The 21,865-nt window shown below is 67.5% G+C and carries 21 protein-coding genes; 10 read left to right on the top strand and 11 right to left on the bottom strand.

Annotated features, from left to right (window positions below; genetic code table 11):
- Positions 1-52 precede the first annotated feature (52 nt).
- On the top strand, positions 53-856 hold the full coding sequence (locus tag ABZ911_RS27745) for a DUF4097 family beta strand repeat-containing protein (protein ID WP_358061931.1): 804 nt from the start codon (positions 53-55) through the stop codon (positions 854-856).
- Positions 853-1,599 (top strand): PadR family transcriptional regulator, encoded by a 747-nt coding sequence (locus tag ABZ911_RS27740; protein WP_358061928.1) that lies wholly within the window; start codon positions 853-855, stop codon positions 1,597-1,599. The genes ABZ911_RS27745 and ABZ911_RS27740 overlap by 4 nt, the downstream gene beginning before the upstream one ends.
- A gap of 75 nt (positions 1,600-1,674) precedes the next feature.
- Here the strand turns inward: ABZ911_RS27740 and ABZ911_RS27735 are convergent, their stop codons facing one another.
- The 7 genes from ABZ911_RS27735 to ABZ911_RS27705 form a co-directional block, all read right to left on the bottom strand.
- Positions 1,675-2,541: an oxygenase MpaB family protein gene (locus ABZ911_RS27735; RefSeq protein WP_358061926.1), complete on the bottom strand. Its 867-nt coding sequence runs from the start codon at positions 2,539-2,541 to the stop codon at positions 1,675-1,677.
- A 47-nt stretch (positions 2,542-2,588) separates the two neighbouring features.
- Positions 2,589-3,545: a zinc-binding dehydrogenase gene (locus ABZ911_RS27730; RefSeq protein ID WP_358061923.1), complete on the bottom strand. Its 957-nt coding sequence runs from the start codon at positions 3,543-3,545 to the stop codon at positions 2,589-2,591.
- Positions 3,546-3,751: 206 nt separating this feature from the next.
- Entirely contained in the window at positions 3,752-4,732 is a 981-nt protein-coding gene (locus ABZ911_RS27725) for a hypothetical protein (RefSeq protein WP_358061920.1), read from the bottom strand.
- Between the two features lie 45 nt (positions 4,733-4,777).
- A complete protein-coding gene (locus ABZ911_RS27720; RefSeq protein ID WP_358061917.1) occupies positions 4,778-5,206 on the bottom strand; it encodes a type II toxin-antitoxin system VapC family toxin in 429 nt (142 codons plus the stop codon).
- The gene (locus ABZ911_RS27715; RefSeq protein WP_358061914.1) at positions 5,193-5,471 is read right to left on the bottom strand and encodes a hypothetical protein; all 279 of its coding nucleotides are present in this window, start codon (positions 5,469-5,471) and stop codon (positions 5,193-5,195) included. The genes ABZ911_RS27720 and ABZ911_RS27715 overlap by 14 nt, the downstream gene beginning before the upstream one ends.
- Before the next feature lie 100 nt (positions 5,472-5,571).
- Positions 5,572-6,450 (bottom strand): hypothetical protein, encoded by an 879-nt coding sequence (locus ABZ911_RS27710; RefSeq protein WP_358061911.1) that lies wholly within the window; start codon positions 6,448-6,450, stop codon positions 5,572-5,574.
- Complete coding sequence (locus tag ABZ911_RS27705) at positions 6,447-6,731, bottom strand: hypothetical protein (RefSeq protein WP_358061908.1); 285 nt, start codon at positions 6,729-6,731, stop codon at positions 6,447-6,449. Before ABZ911_RS27705 ends, ABZ911_RS27710 begins: the two co-directional genes overlap by 4 nt.
- Positions 6,732-7,028: 297 nt before the next feature.
- On the opposite strand from ABZ911_RS27705, the gene ABZ911_RS27700 reads away from it, so the two are divergent.
- Positions 7,029-8,132, top strand: coding sequence for a serine protease (locus ABZ911_RS27700; RefSeq protein WP_358061905.1), 1,104 nt, complete (start codon positions 7,029-7,031; stop codon positions 8,130-8,132).
- A gap of 52 nt (positions 8,133-8,184) precedes the next feature.
- On the opposite strand, the gene ABZ911_RS27695 is transcribed toward ABZ911_RS27700, so the two are convergent.
- Complete coding sequence (locus ABZ911_RS27695) at positions 8,185-8,565, bottom strand: SSI family serine proteinase inhibitor (protein WP_358061902.1); 381 nt, start codon at positions 8,563-8,565, stop codon at positions 8,185-8,187.
- A 445-nt stretch (positions 8,566-9,010) separates the two neighbouring features.
- Between ABZ911_RS27695 and ABZ911_RS27690 the strand changes: the two genes are divergently transcribed.
- The 5 genes from ABZ911_RS27690 to ABZ911_RS27670 all read left to right on the top strand — a co-directional run bounded on the left by ABZ911_RS27690 (position 9,011) and on the right by ABZ911_RS27670 (position 17,089).
- Entirely contained in the window at positions 9,011-10,081 is a 1,071-nt protein-coding gene (locus ABZ911_RS27690) for a hypothetical protein (protein ID WP_358061899.1), read from the top strand.
- Between the two features lie 258 nt (positions 10,082-10,339).
- Positions 10,340-11,503 (top strand): hypothetical protein, encoded by a 1,164-nt coding sequence (locus ABZ911_RS27685; protein ID WP_358061896.1) that lies wholly within the window; start codon positions 10,340-10,342, stop codon positions 11,501-11,503.
- A gap of 386 nt (positions 11,504-11,889) precedes the next feature.
- On the top strand, positions 11,890-13,404 hold the full coding sequence (locus ABZ911_RS27680) for a hypothetical protein (RefSeq protein ID WP_358061893.1): 1,515 nt from the start codon (positions 11,890-11,892) through the stop codon (positions 13,402-13,404).
- Positions 13,405-13,856: 452 nt separating this feature from the next.
- Positions 13,857-15,380, top strand: coding sequence for a hypothetical protein (locus ABZ911_RS27675; protein ID WP_358061891.1), 1,524 nt, complete (start codon positions 13,857-13,859; stop codon positions 15,378-15,380).
- A 200-nt stretch (positions 15,381-15,580) separates the two neighbouring features.
- Positions 15,581-17,089: a hypothetical protein gene (locus ABZ911_RS27670; RefSeq protein WP_358061888.1), complete on the top strand. Its 1,509-nt coding sequence runs from the start codon at positions 15,581-15,583 to the stop codon at positions 17,087-17,089.
- Between the two features lie 476 nt (positions 17,090-17,565).
- On the opposite strand, the gene ABZ911_RS27665 is transcribed toward ABZ911_RS27670, so the two are convergent.
- The gene (locus ABZ911_RS27665; RefSeq protein ID WP_358061885.1) at positions 17,566-18,924 is read right to left on the bottom strand and encodes a hypothetical protein; all 1,359 of its coding nucleotides are present in this window, start codon (positions 18,922-18,924) and stop codon (positions 17,566-17,568) included.
- Between the two features lie 160 nt (positions 18,925-19,084).
- Positions 19,085-20,275 (bottom strand): NADP-dependent malic enzyme, encoded by a 1,191-nt coding sequence (locus tag ABZ911_RS27660; RefSeq protein WP_358061882.1) that lies wholly within the window; start codon positions 20,273-20,275, stop codon positions 19,085-19,087.
- Between the two features lie 186 nt (positions 20,276-20,461).
- Here ABZ911_RS27660 and ABZ911_RS27655 point away from each other — a divergent pair, with 186 nt between their 5' ends.
- Complete coding sequence (locus ABZ911_RS27655) at positions 20,462-20,983, top strand: CGNR zinc finger domain-containing protein (protein WP_358061879.1); 522 nt, start codon at positions 20,462-20,464, stop codon at positions 20,981-20,983.
- Here ABZ911_RS27655 and ABZ911_RS27650 read toward each other — a convergent pair.
- Complete coding sequence (locus ABZ911_RS27650; RefSeq protein ID WP_358061876.1) at positions 20,953-21,249, bottom strand: S24 family peptidase; 297 nt, start codon at positions 21,247-21,249, stop codon at positions 20,953-20,955. The genes ABZ911_RS27655 and ABZ911_RS27650 overlap by 31 nt on opposite strands.
- 89 nt (positions 21,250-21,338) lie before the next feature.
- Here ABZ911_RS27650 and sodN point away from each other — a divergent pair, with 89 nt between their 5' ends.
- A complete protein-coding gene (sodN, locus tag ABZ911_RS27645; protein ID WP_358061873.1) occupies positions 21,339-21,740 on the top strand; it encodes a superoxide dismutase, Ni in 402 nt (133 codons plus the stop codon).
- The last annotated feature ends 125 nt before the right edge of the window (positions 21,741-21,865 follow it).

Below are 21,865 nucleotides of genomic sequence, written 5' to 3'. Positions count from 1 at the left end.
CCAACGCGACATATCGTGTCCAGTGTTGGATGTGTCGAAGGAGGACGGGATCATGCCCCAGTGGACGATCGAGGGGCCCGAACGGATGACGTTCGGGCGGGTGGCCTCGCTGAACGTGCGCACGGTCGCGGGGAAACTGGCGATCCTGGCCAGCGACGGCCCGCCCACCCTGGAGGTCACCGAGATCGACTCGGCCTCGCCGCTGATCGTGACGTACGACGAGGCGCTCAACGAGCTCACCATCGCCTACAAGGACCTCACCTGGGACGGCCTCCTCGGCTGGCTGCGGCGTGACCGGCGCAGCGCCAACGTGTCGATCACCGTGCCGAGGAACTGCACGGTGAACGCGGGGGTCGTGACGGCCTCGGCGGTCGTCGCCGGATTCGAGAACGACACTCACGCCAGGAGCGTCTCCGGCGAGATCGTGCTCGACGGCGTCAGCGGCGACGTGAGCGCCACGACCGTCTCCGGGGACGTCGAAAGCCGCGCGATGGTCGGCAACCTGGCCTTCAAGAGCGTCTCCGGCGACCTGACCGTCGCCGACGGCTCGCCGCGCCGGCTGAGGGCGAACAGCGTGTCCGGCCGGATCACCGCCGACCTGGCACTCCCGCCCACCGCCCACGTGACGCTGAACACCGTCTCCGGCGGCATCCTGGTACGCCTGCCGGAGACCGTGGAGACCGACGTCACCTTCCGCTCGACGTCCGGACGGCTGGCCAGCTCCTTCGACGAGCTGACGACCGTGAACAAGCCGGGATCGAAGTCGCTGTCCGGCAGACTGCGCGGCGGCATGGCGTCCGTCTCCGCCGTCACCGTCTCGGCTGACATCACGCTGCTCAAGGGAGACAAGGAATGAGCCCCGTCTTCGGGCACGGCCGGCTCCGGCTGTACCTGCTCAAGCTGCTGGAGGAGAGCCCCCGGCACGGCTACGAGGTGATCCGGCTGCTGCAGGATCGCTTCCTCGGCGTCTACTCCCCCTCGCCCGGCACGATCTACCCGCGCCTGGCCAGGCTGGAGGAGGAGGGCCTGGTCACCCACGAGGTCATCGACGGCAAGAAGGTCTTCTCGATCACCGACAGGGGCCGCGAGGAGCTGAACGACCGCCTCGACGAGCTGAACGACCTGGAACAGGAGATCTCCGACTCCGTCCGCGACATCGCCCGCGAGGTGAAGGAGGACGTCCGCGACACCGTCAAGTCGCTCCGCGACGAGCTGACCCAGATGGCCAGAACCGTCAGAACCGGCGCCAAGGCCACCAAGGAGGACACCCGCCGCCTGCACGAGCAGCAGAAGGCCGAGCTGAAGCGGATCAGGGAACAGCAGAAGCGCCAGTGGATGGACCACTTCTACCAGTGGCAGGACCAGGGCGAGCGGCTGACCGGCGAGTGGCGCAGGATCTGGGCCGAGGCGTGGACCACCCTGGGCGGCGCCCCCGGCAAGCACGCCGAGAACGACGCCGAACTCGGCGAGCTGCTGGCCGACTTCGTGGCCAAGGTGCGCACCGAGGCGTCCGCGTCCCAGCTCACCCGCGAGGCCCTCGAAGAGTGCAGGCTCGCCCTCGACGAGGCGTCCCGCCGCATCCACGACACCCTCCGCTGATGATCCGGTACGGCTGGCGCCCCCGGGTGCAGCGCCTGGTCCCCCTCCAGCGGGACCCGGCCGCCGCGCCGCCGACTACACCGACCGAAGCGCCCGAGCCGGCCGCTCCCGGCTCCGGGCGGCCCGCCGCGCGCGATAGGCGATCGGCATGTACCGCACCCGCTCGGGCAGGCGCGGCGTGACCGCCGCGACGACCCGCCCGAACCGCCGCAACCGCCGCTCATCCCCCGCCGACCAGGAAAGCCCCAGCTTCTCCCGTACGGCAGGCGGCAGCGTCCCGACGGTGACGAAGTGGGTGAGCCGCCCCGACGTCACACCGAGCGGCGACCACACCCGCCGGAGCCGCGCGGGCAGCATCGGCGGCGGCCCCACCCGCAGCGCGACCTCCAGCACGTCGTGCGCGGTCGGGTGGTCCTCCAGCGTGTTGGCCACCATGTCGGCGAAGTAGCGCCGGTAGTCCTCGACGGTCGGCGGGAGCACCCGCTCCGGCACCCGCAGGATCCTGCCCAACTGGATGATCTCGGCGTAGAGCCGCCGCTCCTCCTCGGGGGTGTGCGGCTCCCCGAAGTACTCGGCCGTCACCAGAGCACGGTCGAAGGCGGTGAGATGAACCCACGCGTACGGCTCCGCGCTCAGCGCGTGGTACCTGCGGCCCTGGGCGTCGACTCCGGCGATGTCCCGGTGCAGTTCCCTGAGCCGCCTGCCCTCCTCGATCGCCGCCGCTCCGCCGTACACCCAGGTCTGCAGTGACGTGAGCGAGCGGGTCAGGCGGCCCCACGGGTCGGTGCGGTAGACCGACTGTTCGCCGACGGCGGCGCCGACCGCGGGGTGCATGACCTGCATGACCAGGGCGCCGCCGAGGACGAACAGCAGCCGGACGTCACCGACGCCGTCCCAGAGCAGCGAGCCAGGGGCGAACGGTTCGGGTTCGGTGGCGGTCATCGCGGTGATACTCCCTTACTGCTGGTATCACCGGAAAACCAGCGCAATCACACCTGGAAGACCACCTTTCCGAACAGGTCGCCGTCGTTCATGGCGGCGAACCCGTCCCTGGCCTCGGTCAGCGGCATGGTCCGGTCGATCACCGGGCGGACGCCGGTCTGCTCCATGAACACCGCGAGCCGCCGCAGTTGGTCGCGGGTGCCCATCGTCGAGCCGACCACGGAGAGCTGCAGGAAGAACACCCGGTTGAGGTCGGCGGGCGGCACCGCGCCACTCGTCGCGCCGGACACCACGATGCGCCCGCCGGGCCGCAGCGACTTGAGCGAGTGGTCCCAGGTGGCCTGGCCCACCGTCTCCATCACCGCATCGACCCGCTCCGGCAGCCGGGCGCCCGTCTCGAACACCTGGTCCGCGCCCAGCTCCAGCGCCCGCTCCCGCTTGGCGGCGTCCCGGCTGGTCGCCCACATCCGGTAGCCGCCCGCCCGGCCCAGCGCGATCAGCGCGGTGGCCACCCCGCCGCCCGCACCCTGCACCAGCACCGTCGCGCCCGGCTGCAGCCCCGCCTTGTCGAACAGCATGCGGTACGCGGTGAGCCACGCGGTCGGCAGGCAGGCGGCCTGCTCGAAGGAGAGGGCCGCCGGCTTGGGCACCAGGTTGCGGCGCGGCACCACGACGCGTTCGGCGAACGTCCCGTCGTGGAACTCCGACAGCAGCGTGCGCTTGGGGTCGAGGGTCTCGTCGGCGCCCGAGCCGATCACCGAGTGCACGATGACCTCGTTGCCGTCCTCGTCCAGGCCGGAGGCGTCGCAGCCGAGCACGATCGGCAGCCGGTCCTGCCGGATGCCGACGCCTTTGAGCGTCCACAGGTCGTGGTGGTTGAGCGCGGTCGCCTTCACCGTGACGGTGGTCCAGCCGTCAGGCACCTTGGGCTCGGGATGCTCGCCGAGCGTCAGCCCGGCGAGTGGGTTGTCGGGATCGGTCTGAGTAACGGTTACGGCGAACATGGCCGCACCTTACTTCGTCCCCTCCCTCAACCCCCCTCCCCCCTTCCCTTCCTCACCCCAACCTCCAACAAATCCCACCCCTAGTCCCTCAACCGCGCCCGAGCTCCTGCAACCCGCCCTGTTTCTCACACCGACGTCCGCACGCGCGGGCCCGCGCGGCACGCTCGCCGTCGGCGCCGCGCAGCGCTCGAGACCCCGGACCGTCGCTACTTTCGCCGAATGCGGATGGCCGATTCCGCCAACGCCACGAAGGGGCCGTCGCCTGCCGCGAACACCTGGACGCCGTCCATGCAGTGCTGGCGGACCGGGCGGGGGTTCCTGGCGAGGATGCCGGGGGTGCGCGTCTCGGTGCGGCAGCCGGGGTTGAGGACGAGGGCCAGCGTGTCGCCCCGGCCGGTGCCGAACCAGAGCTGCGGCCCGACGGGCTCGCCCCGCACATGCTCGCCCGCCACGGCGAGCCGGACGGGTTTCCCGGCCGACAGCACGAGATATCCCTCCCGGCTGTCGTCCCCGTTCAGCGCCTTGGCGAGAGCGACCCGCTGCTCGAAGAGCAACCCGTCGCGCCCGTCATGCATCGTCATGAACCACGAGCCGAACGCGAACAGCAGATCCTCCCCGGCCCCACCCTGCCCCGGCCCGCGCGCGAACAGGCTCACCGTGGGCGTGAGCTTCCTCAGCGGCCCTCTCCCTCTGGCGACCTCCTCCCGCCCGCCGAAGGGAGCGAAGAGCATCCGCAGCAGCGGCCGATCACCGTCCACCCAGATCCCGACGGCGGGCCGGGACCCCATCCCGTCGAGCTGGAGCACGGCCGGATACCGCACCTGGGCCTCGGTCCCGTCAGGGAAGACCACGTCGATGACCTCGTCGTCACCGGTGGCGACGGACTGGGCATGCAGAACATGGGGACCGCCACTCGGCGCACTCGACCGAACCACCCCCGGCCGCCCCGGCTCCCCGCCACCCTCAGCGGACGCCTCCCGCTGACCCGCGCCATCGCTCGGTTCCAAGGCAGCCGCTCCAGGTGGAACCTCGCCGGGGACGGCCTGGGCGGGCACCACGGACTGCGGATCCCGGCTGACCAGCACACCGACGACCGGCACGGCCAGCAGCACGATCAACACCAGCAGGCCGACCCACCGCCTGCGCCCCTCTGTACCCGTGTCGATGACATCGAACTGATCGCCCACGACGATCCTCGCCGAGTAGTGCGGCTTACGCCCTCAGCCCACAGTTCAGTTGAGCGGATGGCGCCAGCGCAACCCCTGGAACTGGCCGAAGTCCTTGTCACAGGTCACGAATTCACAACCGTGCTCGATGGCCAGCGCGGCCAGGTAGGCGTCGGGCACGAGCTTCGCCACGGCCCCGGTCTCCCGACAGAGCCGAGCGAAGATCTCCCAGTGCCTGGGCCCAGGATGGACCACCACGGCGTGCGGCTGGTTCCGGATCGTGTTCGCGAAGCCGAGCGCGCTGTCCGTGCTCGCCGCCGCTCGATACAGCCGCTCGTTCGTGACGATGCGGATGAAGCCGTTGACCACGAAATCGCTGACCGAGTAGGCCTCTTCGCCGTTGACCACGGCGTCCACCCATGCCCGGTACTCGTGGTGCCGGTCGGCCTCCGGCCGGTAGGCGTTGACCAGGACGTTGACGTCAAAGAGCCGCATCGCGCGCCGCCGCCTCCATCCACTCCTCGTCAGCGAGGTCGTGAACGATGTGCTCGATCCCCTCGCCCGCGGCCAGCCTGACTTCGACCCACGGCTGATAACCGACTTCGCCGACGAACTCCGGTAGCTCGATCCGCTCCCGCTCCACGAGCGTGGAGCGGTTCAGTAGTTCCCTCAAGGCGTCCTCCATCACTGAGTTGAGACTGCGTCCCTGTTTGGCCGCGAGTGCCTTCGCCTCGTTCAGGAGTGCCTCGTCGATCCGCACCGTTGTCCTGCGCATAGGTCGAGCCTCTCTCGGCGACATAAAGATGTCAACACCGAGGGTAATCAGATAGTCACAATGATCGCATCAAGTTTGGGAAGCATCACCACACCGCCACATTGACTCGCCCGTCCGGAGCGAGCCGCACCGCCCTGCCCACCAACTCGGCCGACTCCGCCTCGGCGATCAGCTCTGCCTGCCGTACATGGGCGTGAGCCCTGCGCCCGTCCGGCAGGTCCACGACCAGGATGCCCTTCTCGGGGGAGCCGTCGCGGGCGTGCGCGACCGTGTAGCCGGCCACCGTCGCAGGTCCCTCGTACAGGGAGACGATCTCCACCGGGGAGGCGATGTGCACAGGGGCGGCGTCGCCGAGCAGGCCGCCCGGGGAACTGGACCACACCGCGCAGGTGTGCTTGGTGAGGTGCATGCCGACCCCGGTGACCAGCCCGTGGCCGCCCTCGCGCAGCAGCCCGGCCATGGTGGCCGTCGAGTGCAGGACATAGCCGCTGGCCGGTCCGCCCGCGTACGGCAGGCCGCCGGTGACGGTGAGCCCGCGCGGGTCCAGCGGATCGAGCCCCATCGCGTCGCAGGCCATCCGCAGCGCGATCGCGAAGCAACTGTAGACGTCGAGCGCGGTCAACGAGTCCAGCCCCACCCCGGCCCGCTCGAAGGCGGCGTCCGCGGCCTTGGCGATCGCACCGGAGGAGCTCAGCGAGGGGCGCGCCGCCACCTCCCAGGTGTCCTCGGCGTACGCCCACCCGCGCAGGTAGATCCGCTGCTCGCGCGGCACGCCGAGCCGGTCGGCCAGCTCCGTGCCGACCAGCACGACGGCGGCGGCCTGGTCGACCTCCATGACCGCCACGGTGTTCCTGGTGTACGGCCAGCCGACGAAGCGGTTGCCCGGCCCGGCGGCGGCCAGCTCTGCCGGGGTCCGCACCTCACGACGCCACGCGTAGGGGTTGGCGGCGGCCGTCTCCGTCATCGGCGCCAGCATCCCCCGGCCACGCATCTCCTCCTCGATGCCGAGCCCGTCCGGTGGCGGGGAGCGGCGCCAAGCCGGTCGGCGAGGCGCGCGACCGGGTCGTCGTACTGCCAGGACTCGGTGTAGACGACCTGGATCGAGTCGAGGGCGGCGGGGTTCAGGCGGGCCTCGCGGGCGGCCTCGCGGGCGACCGTCTCCCACAGGTCGAGCGGCTCGGGGCCGGGCTGCTCGCGACCCGTGTACTGGGCGGCTCCGACGAGACACGGAGTGCGGGGATCCATGGCGCAATCTAACCAGAACAACATTCTATATGTAACCCAATGATTTTCTGGAGGCGTTGGATAATCAGCGTTACCGGTGTTACCAGAGGGAACTCCAAACATATTCTGACGTGCGCCGATGCCTATCAGGAATACATGCCCATTGGTTATTTCAATAACGGAATGGAACCGGGCCAGACTTTTTCGCGTCGTTTCCTGGTCCGCGCCTTGCGCCATTCAGTAGCGTTCCCAACGTTTTCCTGGCCCACCGGGGCACAGTCCCCCGCTCTGGGCCGCCGAGAACTTGGAAGGAGCTCTATGAAGTCCCGAGCAAGGCGCCTCACCATCCCCCTCGCCGGTGTCCTCATGGCCACCGGATGGATCGGCGCGACCGCGGCGAACGCCACGGCACCCAGCGACGTCATCAGCAAGGCCGCCGGCGCCTCGTCCGAGGAGGCCACCCAGTTCTGGACCCCCGACAGGGTCAAGGCCGCCACCGACGCCGCCGACAACCTCGACGTCACCACCAAGGGCGGCAAGGCCAGTAAGTCCGCCCCCGACGGACCGCCCGGATCGGTTCCGCCGATCGGCCAGGAGGGCGGCAAGTCCGCCAAGAGCAAGCACGTCAATCTGCCCAACACGGTCGGCCGGGTGTTCTTCACCCTGCCGGGCGCCGACTGGAGGGACAAGAAGAACTGGAAGTTCTGCTCCGGTAGCTCCATCCAGAGCAAGTACCGCAACCTGGTCGCCACCTCGGCGCACTGCGTGTACGACACCAAGAACAATGTCTTCTACGACAACTGGGTCTTCATCCCGTCCTACTGGGACGGCGACAAGCCGTGGGAGGGCAAGGCCCCGTACGGCATGTACGCCGCCAAGACCTTCAACGCCCACGACGACTTCGTGGTGAAGGAGGACTACGACTTCGACTACGCGTTCGTCAACGTCCACTCGGGCGTCAAGATCAAGTGGGAGAAGATCGACAACTCCTGGAAGCCCGTCGTGAAGAACGTCGGGCGACTCGGCGACAACGTCGGCGGCCAGGGCTTCACCTGGAACCGCAGCACCAAGGCCACCGTGTTCTCCTTCGGCTACCCGGCGGGCGAGCACCCCGACGGCGACAAGCCGTTCAGCGGGCGCACCATGAAGTGGTGCTACGGCAAGACCGGCCCGATGCCGGCCGCGCCCAAGTACAACCTGCAGGAGCACGTCGGCTTCAAGTGCTCCTTCACCGCGGGCGCCAGCGGCGGCCCGTTCCTGTACAGCTACAAGAACTCCAGCCGCACCGGCTACCTGATCGGCGTCAACAGCGTCGCCTGGGACACCGACGGCAACGACAGGTACGACCACATCAGCTCGCCGTACTTCAACACCGACACCTACAAGGTCTACAAGGCCGCGGCCAACAAGTGGACCAAGTGACCTAGCGAAAAAGACCCGGCCTCCTCGCGGGCCGGGTCTTTTTCTGTGCGACTCAGAAAGCGAAAACCGCGCCGCCTTCGACCCGCATCGCGCACTCGTTGCCGTACGTCCGCTCGAAACGCACCAGCCGCCCGTCCCAGACCCCGGTCGCGGTCGCGGTGATCGGCTGGTACTGCATGGTGCACATCACCTGAGGCCTGATCCGCATCCGGCCCGGCTCCCCGTTGGCCCTCACCAGATCCGCGCACGCCGCGACCGGCTGAGGATGCCTCGACCCTTGCCCCTCATCACAGACCAGCAGCGCCACCCTGGAGTCCACGGTCAGCATCAGAACCCGGGCCTGCTGGTACGGCGGAGCACCGGCGGCCCGCGCGGGAGCGGAGCCCACGAGCACGGCGAAGCAGACGGCGACGAGACAGGCGAGTTTTCGCATACCACCGACCTTCGCTCAGCCCCACCTCACGAACGGCTCCGACACGTGAAACCTGACCAGCAGTTTGCGTTCTCCACTCACCCCGCGGCACCGATGAGCACCGAGCTCTCCGCGACAGTCCACCCGTGCGGCAGTCTGGGAGCGCCGCGGTCGCAGCCCCCGCGTGGTCCCAGCGGCGGGCTCCGGGATCGTTCCAGCGCCATTGGAAGAGGCGGACGAGCCTTGGCAGGCATTCTTCCTGAACTCGGATTGGCGGGCACGGAGATAACAAGATCAAATTAACTCAAAGCCCATCCGACCTGCGGTAACACCCGAATGGCACTGTTCTTCACGTGCGCCATACACATCGGGAATCATCCTTGATCACATAACGATGTCAGATCTGAGCTGCAATACACCTAGTTGATCTGGAAAAATCACCCGATACGGCGTAAGGAAGGCATTCATGATCCCCCGGGCACGACGGCTGGCAGCCGCCGCGATCAGCGGTGCGCTGTTCATGCTGCCTGCCTTCACGGGGACGGCGAGCGCCACCGCGCCCGACTACGTGGTGTCGCTGCCCATGGCCAAGTCGGACGCGGACATGAAGCGCGTCGCCGAGTACTGGAAGCCCGACCGGCTCAAGCGGGCCGACAGCTACACCCCCGCCACCCCCGGCTCCAAGGCGTCGGCGCCGAGCGCGTCCCCGAGTGCGAGCGCGGGCGGCGCGATCGCCCGGACGCAGCAGGCCAGGCGCACCGTCGCCAAGGAGGTGCGCGCCACAGCCCCGCTCAAGGGCGGCACCGCGCGGACGGTCGGCAAGGTCTTCTTCAAGTACGGCGACAAGGAGTACTGGTGCTCGGCCAGCGCGGTCGCCTCCAGGAACCGCAATGTGGTGGCCACCGCCGCGCACTGCGCCTTCGACGTCCGCGAGTCCAAGGCCGCCGAGTACTGGATCTTCGTGCCGAACCCGGGCCCCGGCGGCGAGGCGCCCGACGGCATCTACGTGGGCGCGTCGCTGCACCTGCACGAGGACTGGTCGGGCGCGGCCGACTACGACTACGACTACGCGTTCGTCTCGGTGCACCGCGGTTTCCGCTGGGTGGCCAAGGACGGCGCGTACACCATGCAGGACACCGGCCGCCTGGTCGACAACGTCGGCGGCCAGGGCATCACGATCAGCAAGAAGGCCGGCAACCAGGTCCACGCCTTCGGCTACCCGGCGGGCGCGCAGCCCGACGGCTCCCGCCCCTTCGACGGCCGCACGCTGAAGAACTGCGCGGGCGTCACCAAGTGGACCCGCTCCCCCACCCGCAGCCTCGAGTACGGCGTGCAGCTCCCCGACTGCGAGTTCAGCGCGGGCGCGAGCGGCGGCCCCTGGATGATCGACTACCGGGCGAGCACCGGCCTCGGCCTTCTGAACGGCGTCAACAGCCTGACATGGAACAGTCAGGCCAACGGGAGGTACGACGCGATCTCCTCGCCGTACTTCATGGCGGCGACGCTTGAGGTCTACCGGCACGCTGAAGCCGGCTGAATGTGACTCACGTCATAGCAACCCCATGTGACTGAGCGAGCACGCCGTACACATATCACCGTGATCAGCCCAAACGTCGCATTCCGAAGATCTCGGGAAGGTCACGCTCGCACACGGCTTACCGGATTCCCTTTGACTCGATCACCGAGCGCCTCCCACTGCGGCAGTCAGCGTTATAGGTTCCTGGCTGTCCATTTGCTGATTTTTCGTAGCGCACAAAGTGCTCGAATCAGCGCAAGGGAATGCTCTGGAGTCACCTTGAAGCGAATCTTCCTCCCGGCCGGCGGCGCCCTCATGGCGGCCGGCCTGCTGGCCTCCGGACTGGCCGGGTCCGCCCAGGCCAGCAGCGACATGGCCGACGACCCGATGGCGGGCTCGACGCGCGAGGCCGCGTCCATCGCCTCGTTCTGGGCCGCCTCGAACGGCGCGGCCCTCCGCCAGGCCACCTCTTACACCTGGGACGCCAAGCAGGTCCGGAGGCTCGTGTCCAAGGGCGGTTACACCCCCGACGGCAACCCCGGCACCGTGAACCCCACCAGCGACGCCCCCCGTTCCGGTGGCGGGCAGAACATCAACCTGCCCAAGACCATCGGCAAGGTGTTCTTCGTCGACGCCTCCGGCAGCTACCGCTGGTGCTCGGCCACGTCGATCCAGTCCAACTACAAGAACCTGGTCGCCACCGCCGGTCACTGCGTCTACGACGTGGACGGCAACCGCGACACCATGAACAAGTGGGTCTTCGTCCCCGGCTACTACCAGGGCAAGGCTCCGTGGGGCATCTACGTCGGCAAGACCGCCTACACGCACTACGACTTCGCCAACTACGAGGACTTCGACCGCGACTACGCGTTCGTCACCGTCTACAACGGCATCCAGTTCGACGGCGTGAAGCAGGTCAACAAGAGCGACTACAACCGCTTCACCGGTCCCAAGTGGAGCAGGGGCGGGCACTACTACATCGCCCTGTCCAAGGACGCCGGGCGGCTCGGTGACGCGGTCGGCGGCCAGGGCTTCGCCTGGAACCAGTCGACGGGCAAGGTCGTGCGGGCGTTCGGCTACCCGTACGCGCCGCACCCGGACGGCCACAAGGCCTACTCGGGCGTCACGCCGAAGCACTGCTACGGCAAGACCACCGGCAAGGCCGTCGGCGCGTCCTGGCTGAAGGTCGAGGAGCACATCGGCCTCAAGTGCGCCGTGACCCCCGGCTACGACGGCGGTCCCTGGATGATGAACTACAGCAACTCCAAGCGTCTCGGCTACGTGAACGGTGTCACCAGCACCTTCGCCGACCAGGACGAGAACGACCGCATCGACTACATCACCTCGCCGTACTTCGACGGCGAGACCGCCGCGATCTACAACGAGGCCAAGAAGTTCGCCTCGGGCAAGATCGTGGGCCCGAACGGGGAGCTGTTCAAGTAGTCCCCACAGCTCGACGACACGAGGGGTCCGGCATCGCGCCGGGCCCCTTTTTCGTTGCCCCGACGAAGATCAAGGAGCAACTTAGACGGAGAAAGCCGCGATTTGGTGCCATCAAATTCCTGTGATCTGAGTCACATATGGAGCATCGTGTGGCACGGTCCCGCGCTCGCACCCCTCTCGCCACACCCCCTTCCTGTCCAGTGAAAACGCGACGTTCCGGATAAAGTCTCTGACTGGTAACGGAAAGGTCACGGCGGATGGGGGTGTGACGAGAGGGGCCGAAACGGCTTCCACCTGCGAAGATCAGCGCTGTATGTTCCTTGCTATCCCTTTACTGACGCATGGGACGCGTGTTGCGACCCACGACAGAGCAAGGAGCTTTACCCTTGAAGCGCATCCTCATCCCCGCTGGCGGTGCCGTACTGGCCACCGGTCTCCTGGCTGCCGGCCTCGTCGGCTCCGCCCAGGCCGCCAGCGACATCGCCAGTGACCCGCTCGCCAACAGCGTCGCCGACGCCAAGGCCGTCGCGGACTTCTGGGGCAAGGCCAACGGCGCCGCCCTCAAGTCCGCCACCGCGGTCAACTACTGGAACGACGGCAAGGACGTAGCCAAGCTCCAGAGCAAGGGCGGTTACACCCCCGACGGCAAGGCCGGCTCGGTCCAGCCGATCGGCGAGGAGAAGAAGTCCTCCTCCAAGACCAAGAACGTCAACCTGCCCCGCACGATCGGCAAGGTGTTCTTCGAGAACGCCAAGGGCGAGCTGAAGTGGTGCTCGGCCACCTCGATCCAGGGCAACTACAAGAACCTGGTCGCCACCGCCGGCCACTGTGTCTACGACACGGCCAGCAACGCGGCCACCCTCCGCAAGTGGGTCTTCGTCCCCGGTTACTACCAGGGCAAGGCGCCGTGGGGCATCTACGTCGGCAAGACGGCGTACACGCACTACGACTTCGACGTGTACGAGGACTACGACCGCGACTACGCGTTCGTCACCGTGTACAACGGCATCCAGGTCGGCGGCGGCGCCGCCAAGCAGGTCTCCAAGGCGGAGTTCGACAAGTACCAGGGCGTCAAGGACGCCAAGGACGTGTCGATCACCGAGGCCGAGTACAACAAGTGCAAGGACCTCAACGGCGGCGAGACCCCGGACTGCTGGGCCAAGGCCTCCACCACCGAGGACCTCGTCGGCCCGAACTACCCCGGCGCCGTCATGGTGCTGAAGGAAGTGTCGAAGGAGAAGTACGACGAGGCCCCCACGGGCCACAAGAACGGCGCCCAGGCCCCGACCAAGACCGCCGTCGAGCACGTGACGGAGTCGCAGTACAAGGCCTACACCGGCCCGGGCTACCGCAAGATCGACGCCAAGGGCAACTTCACGATCACGCACTACTTCGTGAAGTACTTCGTCAAGAAGACCGCGAAGGTGGACTACTTCAAGACGAACTTCTACATCATCGAGGGCCACATCAAGGACCTCGGCAAGCTCGGCGACAACGTCGGCGGCCAGGGCTTCGCGTGGAACCAGAAGACCGGCCAGAAGGTCTTCGTCTTCGGTTACCCGTCCGCCCCGCACCCCGACGGCCACAAGGCCTACACCGGCGTCACGCCGAAGTGGTGCTACGGCAAGACCTCGGCCAAGACCGTCGGCTCGGCCAAGAAGAAGATCGAAGAGCACATCGCGCTCAAGTGCTCCATGACCGAGGGCTCCAACGGCGCCCCCTGGCTCATGAAGTACAGCAACGCCAAGCGTCTCGGCTACGTGAACGGTGTCACGAGCACCTTCAACGACCAGGACGGCAACAAGCGCGTGGACTACATCTCCTCGCCCTACTTCGACGGCGAAGCCGCCGCGGTCTACAACGCGGCCAAGAAGAACTGGTCCGGCTCGATCGTCAAGTAACACCCGTACAAGGCCGCAGGGCCTTCGTACGTCCCCGAGGGGCCCGGCAGAGCGCCGGGCCCCTCGGCCTGTGTCAGGGACGGCAGTCAGACGCCCTGGGCGCGTTTTGTGTGGGGCCTTTGGACGCACGGAACGGCCAGACGGTGCCATCCGGTCGATGTGATCTGCGTCACATACTCCGCCAGCGGCTTGGCCGGGGGACCTCTCCAACCACGGCAGTCACACTAACAACATCTTTATGTTGATCTGCGGAAATGCGCCTCGATGGCCCCGTTTTGCCCGGCAGACGCGGCAGCCACCTAAACATCACGAAACAGTCACGCCCGCTCGTGCCGCTCTTTTCCCTCCAAACCAGCTTCCAGTTTTCAAGATCGGCACTGTATGTTCCTGGCTATCCCTTTACTGACGCATGGGACGCAAGAGGCGGCCCACATCAGACCAAGGAGTTCCCCTTGAAGCGCATCCTCCTCCCCGCCGGTGGCGCCATTCTGGCCACCGGTCTGCTGGCTGCTGGCCTGGCCAGCTCCGCCACCGCCGCTGTCCCGGACTGGGCCTACGACACCATGGCCAAGGACATCCCGGACGCCGTCAACGTCGCCAAGTTCTGGCTGGACGTTAACGAGGAGACCAACAACCTCGCCAAGGCCACGGCCTACAACTGGGAGACCAAGGGCGCTGCGACGCTCAAGGCTTCCGGTGGGTACACCCCGGACTCCAAGCCGGGCCTCGTGGTCCCGATCGGCGAGGAGAAGAAGACCGCCGCCAAGGTCAAGAACATCAACCTGCCGAAGACCATCGGCAAGGTGTTCTTCGTCGACCCCGACGGCAAGACTCTGCGTTGGTGCTCCGCCACCTCCATCCAGGGCGCGCACAAGAACCTGGTTGCCACCGCCGGCCACTGTGTCTACGACGACACGAAGAACGCCAGCGTCATGGACAACTGGGTCTTCGTCCCCGGTTACTACCAGGGCAAGACCCCGTGGGGCATCTACGTGGGTAAGACCGCGTACACGCACTACGACTTCAGCGCGTTCAACGACAGCGACCGCGACTACGCGTTCGTGACCGTGTACAACGGCATCCAGATCGGCGGCGGCGCTGCCAAGGCCGTGTCGAAGGCCGACTACGACAAGTTCGAGACCGGTCCGAAGTTCGGCAAGGACGAGGCCATCTCCGAGGCCGAGTACCTGAAGTGCAAGGACCTCAACGGCGGCGAGAGCACCGACTGCTGGGCGAAGACCGACAGCAAGGTTGAGGTCGTCGGCCCGGACTACCCTGGTGCGGTCAAGGCTTTCACCGAGGTCACCAAGGAGGCTTACGACGCTGCCCCCGCTGGTAGCGGCAACGGCTCCAAGGCCCCCGGCCAGACCCAGACCGACCACGTCACTGAGGACGCCTACAAGGCCTACACCGGCCCGGGCTACCGCAAGATTGACGCAAACGGCAACTTCACCATCACCCACTACTTCATCAAGCACTGGGTGAAGAAGACCGCCGTTACGGGTTACTTCAAGACGACCTTCTACATCGTCGAGGGCTTCATCAAGGACGTCGGCCGTCTGGGCGACAACGTTGGTGGCCAGGGCTTCGCCTGGAACCAGAAGACCGGCCAGAAGGTCTTCGTCTTCGGTTACCCGGCTGGCACGCACGAGGACGGCAACAAGCCCTACACCGGCGTTACGCCGAAGTGGTGCTACGGCACGACCTCTGGCAAGACCTACGCGTCGGCCAAGTACAAGGCTGAGGAGCACGTCGCGCTGAAGTGCGCCGTGACCGGTGGCTACGACGGTAGCCCCTGGCTCGTCAAGTACAGCAACGCGAAGCGTCTCGGCTACGTGAACGGTGTCACCAGCCTGTTCGCGGACCAGGACACCAACAAGCGCTACGACTACATCTCCTCGCCGTACTTCGACGGTGAGACGAACTCGGTCTACCGCGCTGCTGAGAAGAACTGGTCCGGCTCGATCGTCAAGTAGTTCTGACGAGCAAGCCTGAGCGAAGAGGTCCAAACTCCTAGCTCGCCCAGCTTCACCCGAAGGCCCGGCCCTGTGCCGGGCCTTCGGCGTTTCCCGCAGCTCAACCCCTGAGGAACTTCGCAGTTGGAAGTCCCCCGCAGGTGATCACAAGGTAGATAGGGTCGTAGAACCCCTCATTTGACCCTCTTGTGGAGCATCTTGTGAAGCGCCTGATCGTCCCCCTCATCACCACCGGCCTGGCCATAGCCGCGTTGACCGCCGCTCCCGCCCATGCTGCCCCGGACTGGGCCACCGACCCGCTCACCCCCAAGCCCGCCGATGCCTACGGCGTCGCCTCCTTCTGGCTTGATGCGAACGGCGCGGCACTGCGCAAGGCCACCCAGTTCCCCACCGACTCCAAGCCGGTGAGCAGGCTCGTCACGAAGAGCCCGGACGACCCCTTCGACGGCAAGGCCGGCTCCGTCGCCCCGACCGGCAGCGAGCGCGGCACCTCCGCGAAGATCAAGAACATCAACCTGCCCAGGACCATCGGCAAGGTCTTCTTCTTGGACGCCAAGGGCGAGTACCGCTGGTGCTCGGCCAGCTCGATCCAGTCCCGCCACCGCAACCTGGTGGCGACCGCCGGCCACTGCGTCTACGAGAGCGGCAAGGACGTCTACACCAAGTGGGTCTTCGTCCCCGGCTACTACAAGGGCAAGGCTCCCTGGGGCGTCTACCCCGGCGCCTACGCATTCACCGCCTACGACCTCGACACCTATGACGACTACGACGGCGACTACGCCTTCGTCGCGGTGCACAACGGCTTCTCCCTCGCCGGAGACAAGCAGGTCGGCAAGGCCGACTACGACAAGTGGGCCGGCGACAAGTGGGCCGAGGACGTCGAGATCATCGACACCGAGTACCAGAAGTGCAAAGACCTCAACGGCGGCGAGACCTCCAACTGCTGGGCCGGTGTCTCCACCACCGCGGACCTCGTCGGCCCCGACTACAAGGGTCCCAAGAAGCAGGCGTTCAAGGAAGTCGACAAGGATGAGTTCACCGCCGCGGCCACCGGCGACGGGAACGGCACGCAGGCGCCCGAGAAGACGGTCGTCGACTTGGTCACCAAGAGCGAGTACGAGGGATACAAGGGCTCGGGCTACCGGAAGATCGACGCTGCTGGCAATTTCACCATCACCCACTACTTCCTGAAGTACTGGGTGAAGGAGACCTCCAAGTCCGCGTACTTCAAGACGGTCTTCTACATCGGCCTGGCCAAGGACACCGGCCGCCTGGGTGACGTCGTCGGGGGGCAGGGGTTCGCCTGGAACCAGCCCACCGCGCGGAAGGTGTTCGTCTTCGGCTACCCCGCCGAGCCGCACCCCGACGGCCACAAGGCCTACACCGGCCTCACCCCGAAGTACTGCTACGGCACCACCGCCACCAAGACCTACCAGGTCAACTCCTTCAAGGTGGAGACCCACCAGGCGCTGCGCTGCTCCATGACCGGCGGCTCCGACGGCTCCCCCTGGCTGCTCAAGTACAGCAACACCAAGCGCCTGGGCTACCTGAACGGCGTCACCAGCCTCTTCCACGACCAGGACGGCAACGACCGCATCGACTTCATCACCTCGCCCTACTTCGACGGCGAGACCGCGGCGGTCTACAACAAGGCCGACTACGCCGCAACCAAGCCGATCGTCGGCCCGAACGGCGAACTCCTCAAATAGCCTCGGGAGGGCCGCTGGCTTCCGGCGGCCCTCCGGCGTACCGAAGTCCGACCTTCAAACGGGAACGACGGTGACGAGGTTCTCGAGCCCTTTGAAATCGGCTTCGTTACGCGTGTACAGCGGAAGGCCTCTGCTGGACGCGATCGCCGCGATCATCAAGTCCATACGCCGAGGCCGGAGATCACGTCCTGCCGCGATGGTCATAGTCGTCATCGCCCACACGATCCTCGGTCCCGAAGAACTCGTCAGCCTCTCTCCTCATCTCGGCATAGTCCACCTTGGGCAGCCGGCGATGCCTGGCGTCAAGTTCTTCCGCTGTCAGCCGCCGCCGACGCGGAATGGGCCGCAACTCGACGACCTCTACTCCGTTTCTCGTGATGTGGTACGTCTCTCGACCGTATCCATCACGGCGGCTGAGTTGTTGCGGAACTCTCGCTGAGTGATGAATTCCGCCATGCTGCCAATAGCACATGGGGCTACACCGGCGAGAGCTCCCTAGCCTGCTCGTTCAGGGCGATCACCGGGCCGGTCGTCCGGTAGGGCTCCAGGCGCCGACGCAGGTCCGCCGCGTAGCTTCGGGTCCGTACGGACTGCAGGTCTGAGGCGAGCGCCAGCGCGTCACCCGCCGCCGTACAGGCCTCCTCCAGTTCCCCGCACTGCAGCAGCCCAGCCGCCAGCAGCGACAGGTTGAACATCCGCCCCCGCACGAACCGCCCGTCCATCTCCAGCGACCGCCGGGCCTGCCCCACGGCCCGCTCCCCCTGCCCCAGGTCCCGGAAGCAGTGCGAGAACTTGGCCGCCAGATAGGCCTCGTCGAAGTACGCCAGCCAGTCGGGCTCCTCCTCCGGCTTGCGCCTGTCGAAGGCCAGCTCGGCCTGGTGCAGGGCGGCGCCGCAGGAGTTGGCGTCGCCGAGCCCGGCGTGCGCGTGGGCCTCCAGGGCGTGGCAGGAGGCCATCAGGGTCTGCAGGCCGGACCGCTCGGCGGACTGCTGGGCGGCGCGGGCGAGGTCGAGGGCGTGCGCGGGCTGCCCCATGTAGATCGCCTGGTGGCTCATCCCGGCGAGGATCTCGCCGCCGAGCCCGTGGTCGCCGGCGCCGCGGGCCAGGCGCAGGGCCTGGATGAGGTAGCGCTGGGCGAGGCCGTGCTGTTCGAGGTCGTAGGCCATCCAACCGGCCAGGCGGGTCAGCTCGGCGGCCGCGGCGGCCAGCTCCTTGCCCGCGATCTCGCCGTAGGAGCCGTCCCGCAGCAGCGGGTTGACGGCCGTGTCGAGGTACTTCACCACGGCGGAGCGCACCCGCCCGCCGCCGAAGCGGTTGTCCAGCTCGCCGAACGAGCGGGTCACCTCGTGGATGGCGGCGATGTCGGCCATCCCGACCCGGCGCCGGCCGGACGCGCTGGGCCGCCCCTCGGGCGGGAACGTCAGCCAGCGCAGGGCCCCCACGGAACCCGCTCCAATGGCGAAGGTGGAGTCGAGCAGGAACCTGCGTCGCTCCACATCCGCGCGCCACAGTGCTGTCACTGTCGAGACTCCCTCCTGCCACGTATGCGTGAACTCCTGACCGAGGTCAAGGGGTGTACTCACGGCCGGCATGCCGAGGTCCTCCGGACTCACGGGCCGGCCGAGACGTAGCGCGAAGATCTCGGCGAGCAGGCACGGCACCGGATCTCTCGGCCGCTGACCACCGATCCAGCGCAGCACGGAGCTGTGGTCGTACTTCAGGCCGGGGGTGCCGCGCGCGGTGCCCAGATCGTTGAGCCGGCGGGCCAGTCCTTTGTGGGAGAAGCCCGCCTCCGCTATGAGCTGCTGGAGCAGGCGGTTGGCCTCACGTTCCATCGGCTCTCCCTAGGGTCGGCGGAGAGTCACACGCATCCTTACAGAGCGTTCCTGTTATAGCACTTTGGGTAAGGCTTTAGGTGGCGTTCCTAAAAGCTCGGGAAAAACAGCAAGGGGTACGGCTTGCCTGTGCCGTACCCCTGTCCCGCGAACGAGCCGTCTAGCGGCGGGCGACCCCGTCCTCGCGAGCCTGCGCGGCCACCGCGGCGATGACCGCGGGGGCCACCCGCGCGTCGAACGGGCTGGGGATCACGTAGTCGGCGCTCAGCTCGTCGCCCACCACCCCGGCCAGCGCCTGCGCGGCGGCGACCTTCATGTTCTCGGTGATCGTGGTGGCCCGGACGTCCAGCGCGCCCCGGAACACCCCGGGGAAGGCGAGCACGTTGTTGATCTGGTTGGGGAAGTCGGAGCGGCCGGTGGCGACGACCCTGGCGTACTTGGCGGCGATCGAGGGCAGCACCTCGGGGGTCGGGTTGGACAGCGCGAACACGATGGAGTCGGCGGCCATGGAGGCGATGGCCTCCTCCGGGACGGTCGAGCCGGACAGGCCGACGAACACGTCCGCGCCGACCAGGGCCTCCTCGGTGGAGCCGGTGTGCCCGCCGCGGTTGGTGTCGCGGGCCAGGGCCTGCTTGACCTCGTTGAGGCCGTCCCGGCCGGCGTAGATCATGCCCTTGGAGTCGGCGACGGCGATGTCGCCGATGCCCGCGTTGAGCAGGATGCGGGTGACCGCGACGCCCGACGCGCCCGCGCCGGCGACGACCGCGCGCAGGTCGCCGAGGGTGCGGCCGGTGAGGCGGGCGGCGTTCTGCAGGGCGGCGAGCACGACGATGGCGGTGCCGTGCTGGTCGTCGTGGAAGACGGGGATGTCGAGCAGGGCGCGCAGGCGGTCCTCGACCTCGAAGCAGCGCGGCGCGCTGATGTCCTCCAGGTTGATCCCGCCGAAGGAGGGGGCGAGCCTGACGACGGTCTCGACCAGCGCGTCCACGTCGGTGCAGTCGAGGCAGATCGGCACGGCGTCGACGCCGGCGAACTCCTTGAACAGCAGCGCCTTGCCCTCCATGACCGGCATGGCGGCCGCTGGGCCGATGTCGCCGAGGCCGAGCACGGCGGTGCCGTCGGAGATCACGGCGACCACGTTGGACACCCAGGTGTAGTCGCGGACGAGGTCCGGGGTTTCGGCGATAGCCGTACAGACTCGGGCGACGCCCGGGGTGTAGGCGAGGGAGAGGTCGTCCGCGTCGCGGACCGGGATGGTGGAGCGAACCTCGAGCTTGCCGCCGCGGTGCAGCGCGAAGGCGGGATCGGCGTCGAGTTCGTCGGGGGAGATGGAAGCGGGCGTGACGGTCACTGAGACCCCTGCAGTTCGTCGGACGGAAGGGAACCTTCTTCAGACGCCACAAGAGGCCTGGCTTCGGTAGCCGCCAGGGTCCCCTCGCTTGAACGGTCGTCTCGGAGGGGGTACGGGGGTCACCCGTCGCTCGATTCTGCCACATGCCGAACGGGTGCCGTCTGCTGCCATACTCGGAAGCCCACCATGGACCTGACCTCTTACGCCGAGCTGGCGGTCTTGCTGGTCAACAGCCCCGACCGGCTGCAGAATCTCGAGGGGCTGCGTGACCTGCTGGCCGACGCCGGCCGGGACGCCCGCCCCACCCGAGTCGACCTCGACGCGCTGCGCGAACTGCGCGAGGAACTGGCCGCCGTGTTCGCCTGCGCCGGCCGGGGCGGCGAGTGCGAGGCCGTCGAACGGCTGAACGCGCTGCTGACGCGTTTCCCCGTACGCCCGCAGATCTCCGGGCACGACGGGCAGCGCTGGCACCTGCACCTGACCGAGGGCGGCGAGGCCGGCGACGCCTGGGCGGCGGGCGCCGTGATGGGACTCGCCACCCTGGTCACCGATCTGGGCGTGGACCGCATGGGGTTGTGCCGGGCGGCGCCGTGCGCACGGGCCTTCATCGACACCTCCACCAACCGTTCGCGCCGCTACTGCTCCGAGCGCTGCGCCAGCCGCGCGAACGTGGCCGCCTACCGGGCCCGTCGCAGGAGCGGCCAGTAGCGGAACACGACCCGGCCGACGATCTCGCTGACCGGGCCGAAGTCCCAGCTGTCGCGCCGGCCCGAGGCGCGCTGGTTGTCGCTCTCCAGCCACCAGCCGTCCGCTCCTCGGTACTGGGCGCGTTTGACGATCAGGCGTTCGGGATCGTCGGGCAGCCGGGCGACGACTAAGTCACCGGGGTGGACCGTGCCGCCGCGGCGTACCAGCAGCCAGTCCCCCGGCAGCAGCGCGGGACGCATGGAATCACCTTCGACACGCACCCTCATGGGCGAAGACCCCCTCCGTCACAGGCGTTCGGACCCGAGTAAGGTCGGTGATGGACCAAGCTGATTCAGCATCAAGGAAGGACTTTCTGATGCTCGCACGACTGCTACGACCCAAGCACGTGGCTTCGGCGCACTGTGACCTGCCGTGTGGTGTTTATGACCCCGCCCAGGCGCGCATCGAGGCCGAGTCGGTCAAGGCGATCATGGAGAAGTACGCGGGCAACGAGGACCCGGTCTTCCGGGCGCGCGCCCTCTCCATCAAGGAGGACCGGGCCGAGCTCGTCAAGCACCACCTGTGGGTGCTCTGGACCGACTACTTCAAGCCTCCGCACCTCGAGCAGTACCCTCAGCTCCACCAGCTCTTCTGGGAGGCGACCAAGCTCGCGGGCGCGGCCGGTGGCAAGGGTACGGTCGATGTCGCCAAGGCAGACGACCTGCTCGGTAAGATCGACGAGATCTCGAAGATCTTCTGGGAGACCAAGGCCGCGTAATGCGGTGTCAAAGGCCCTGCCCGGCAGCTCGCCGCGCAGGGCCTTTTTCCGTCGTTGGCGAGTCTGAATCCGCCAACCACCGCCCAGGGGTTGTAAGTTGCAGTCAGCGTCGAATACGCGAGGAG

The organism is Nonomuraea sp. NPDC046570, from assembly GCF_040645915.1.
Taxonomy (GTDB): Bacteria; Actinomycetota; Actinomycetes; order Streptosporangiales; family Streptosporangiaceae; genus Nonomuraea.
Note: the sequence above shows the minus strand (reverse complement) of the source record. Positions and strands in the feature narration are given on the sequence as shown.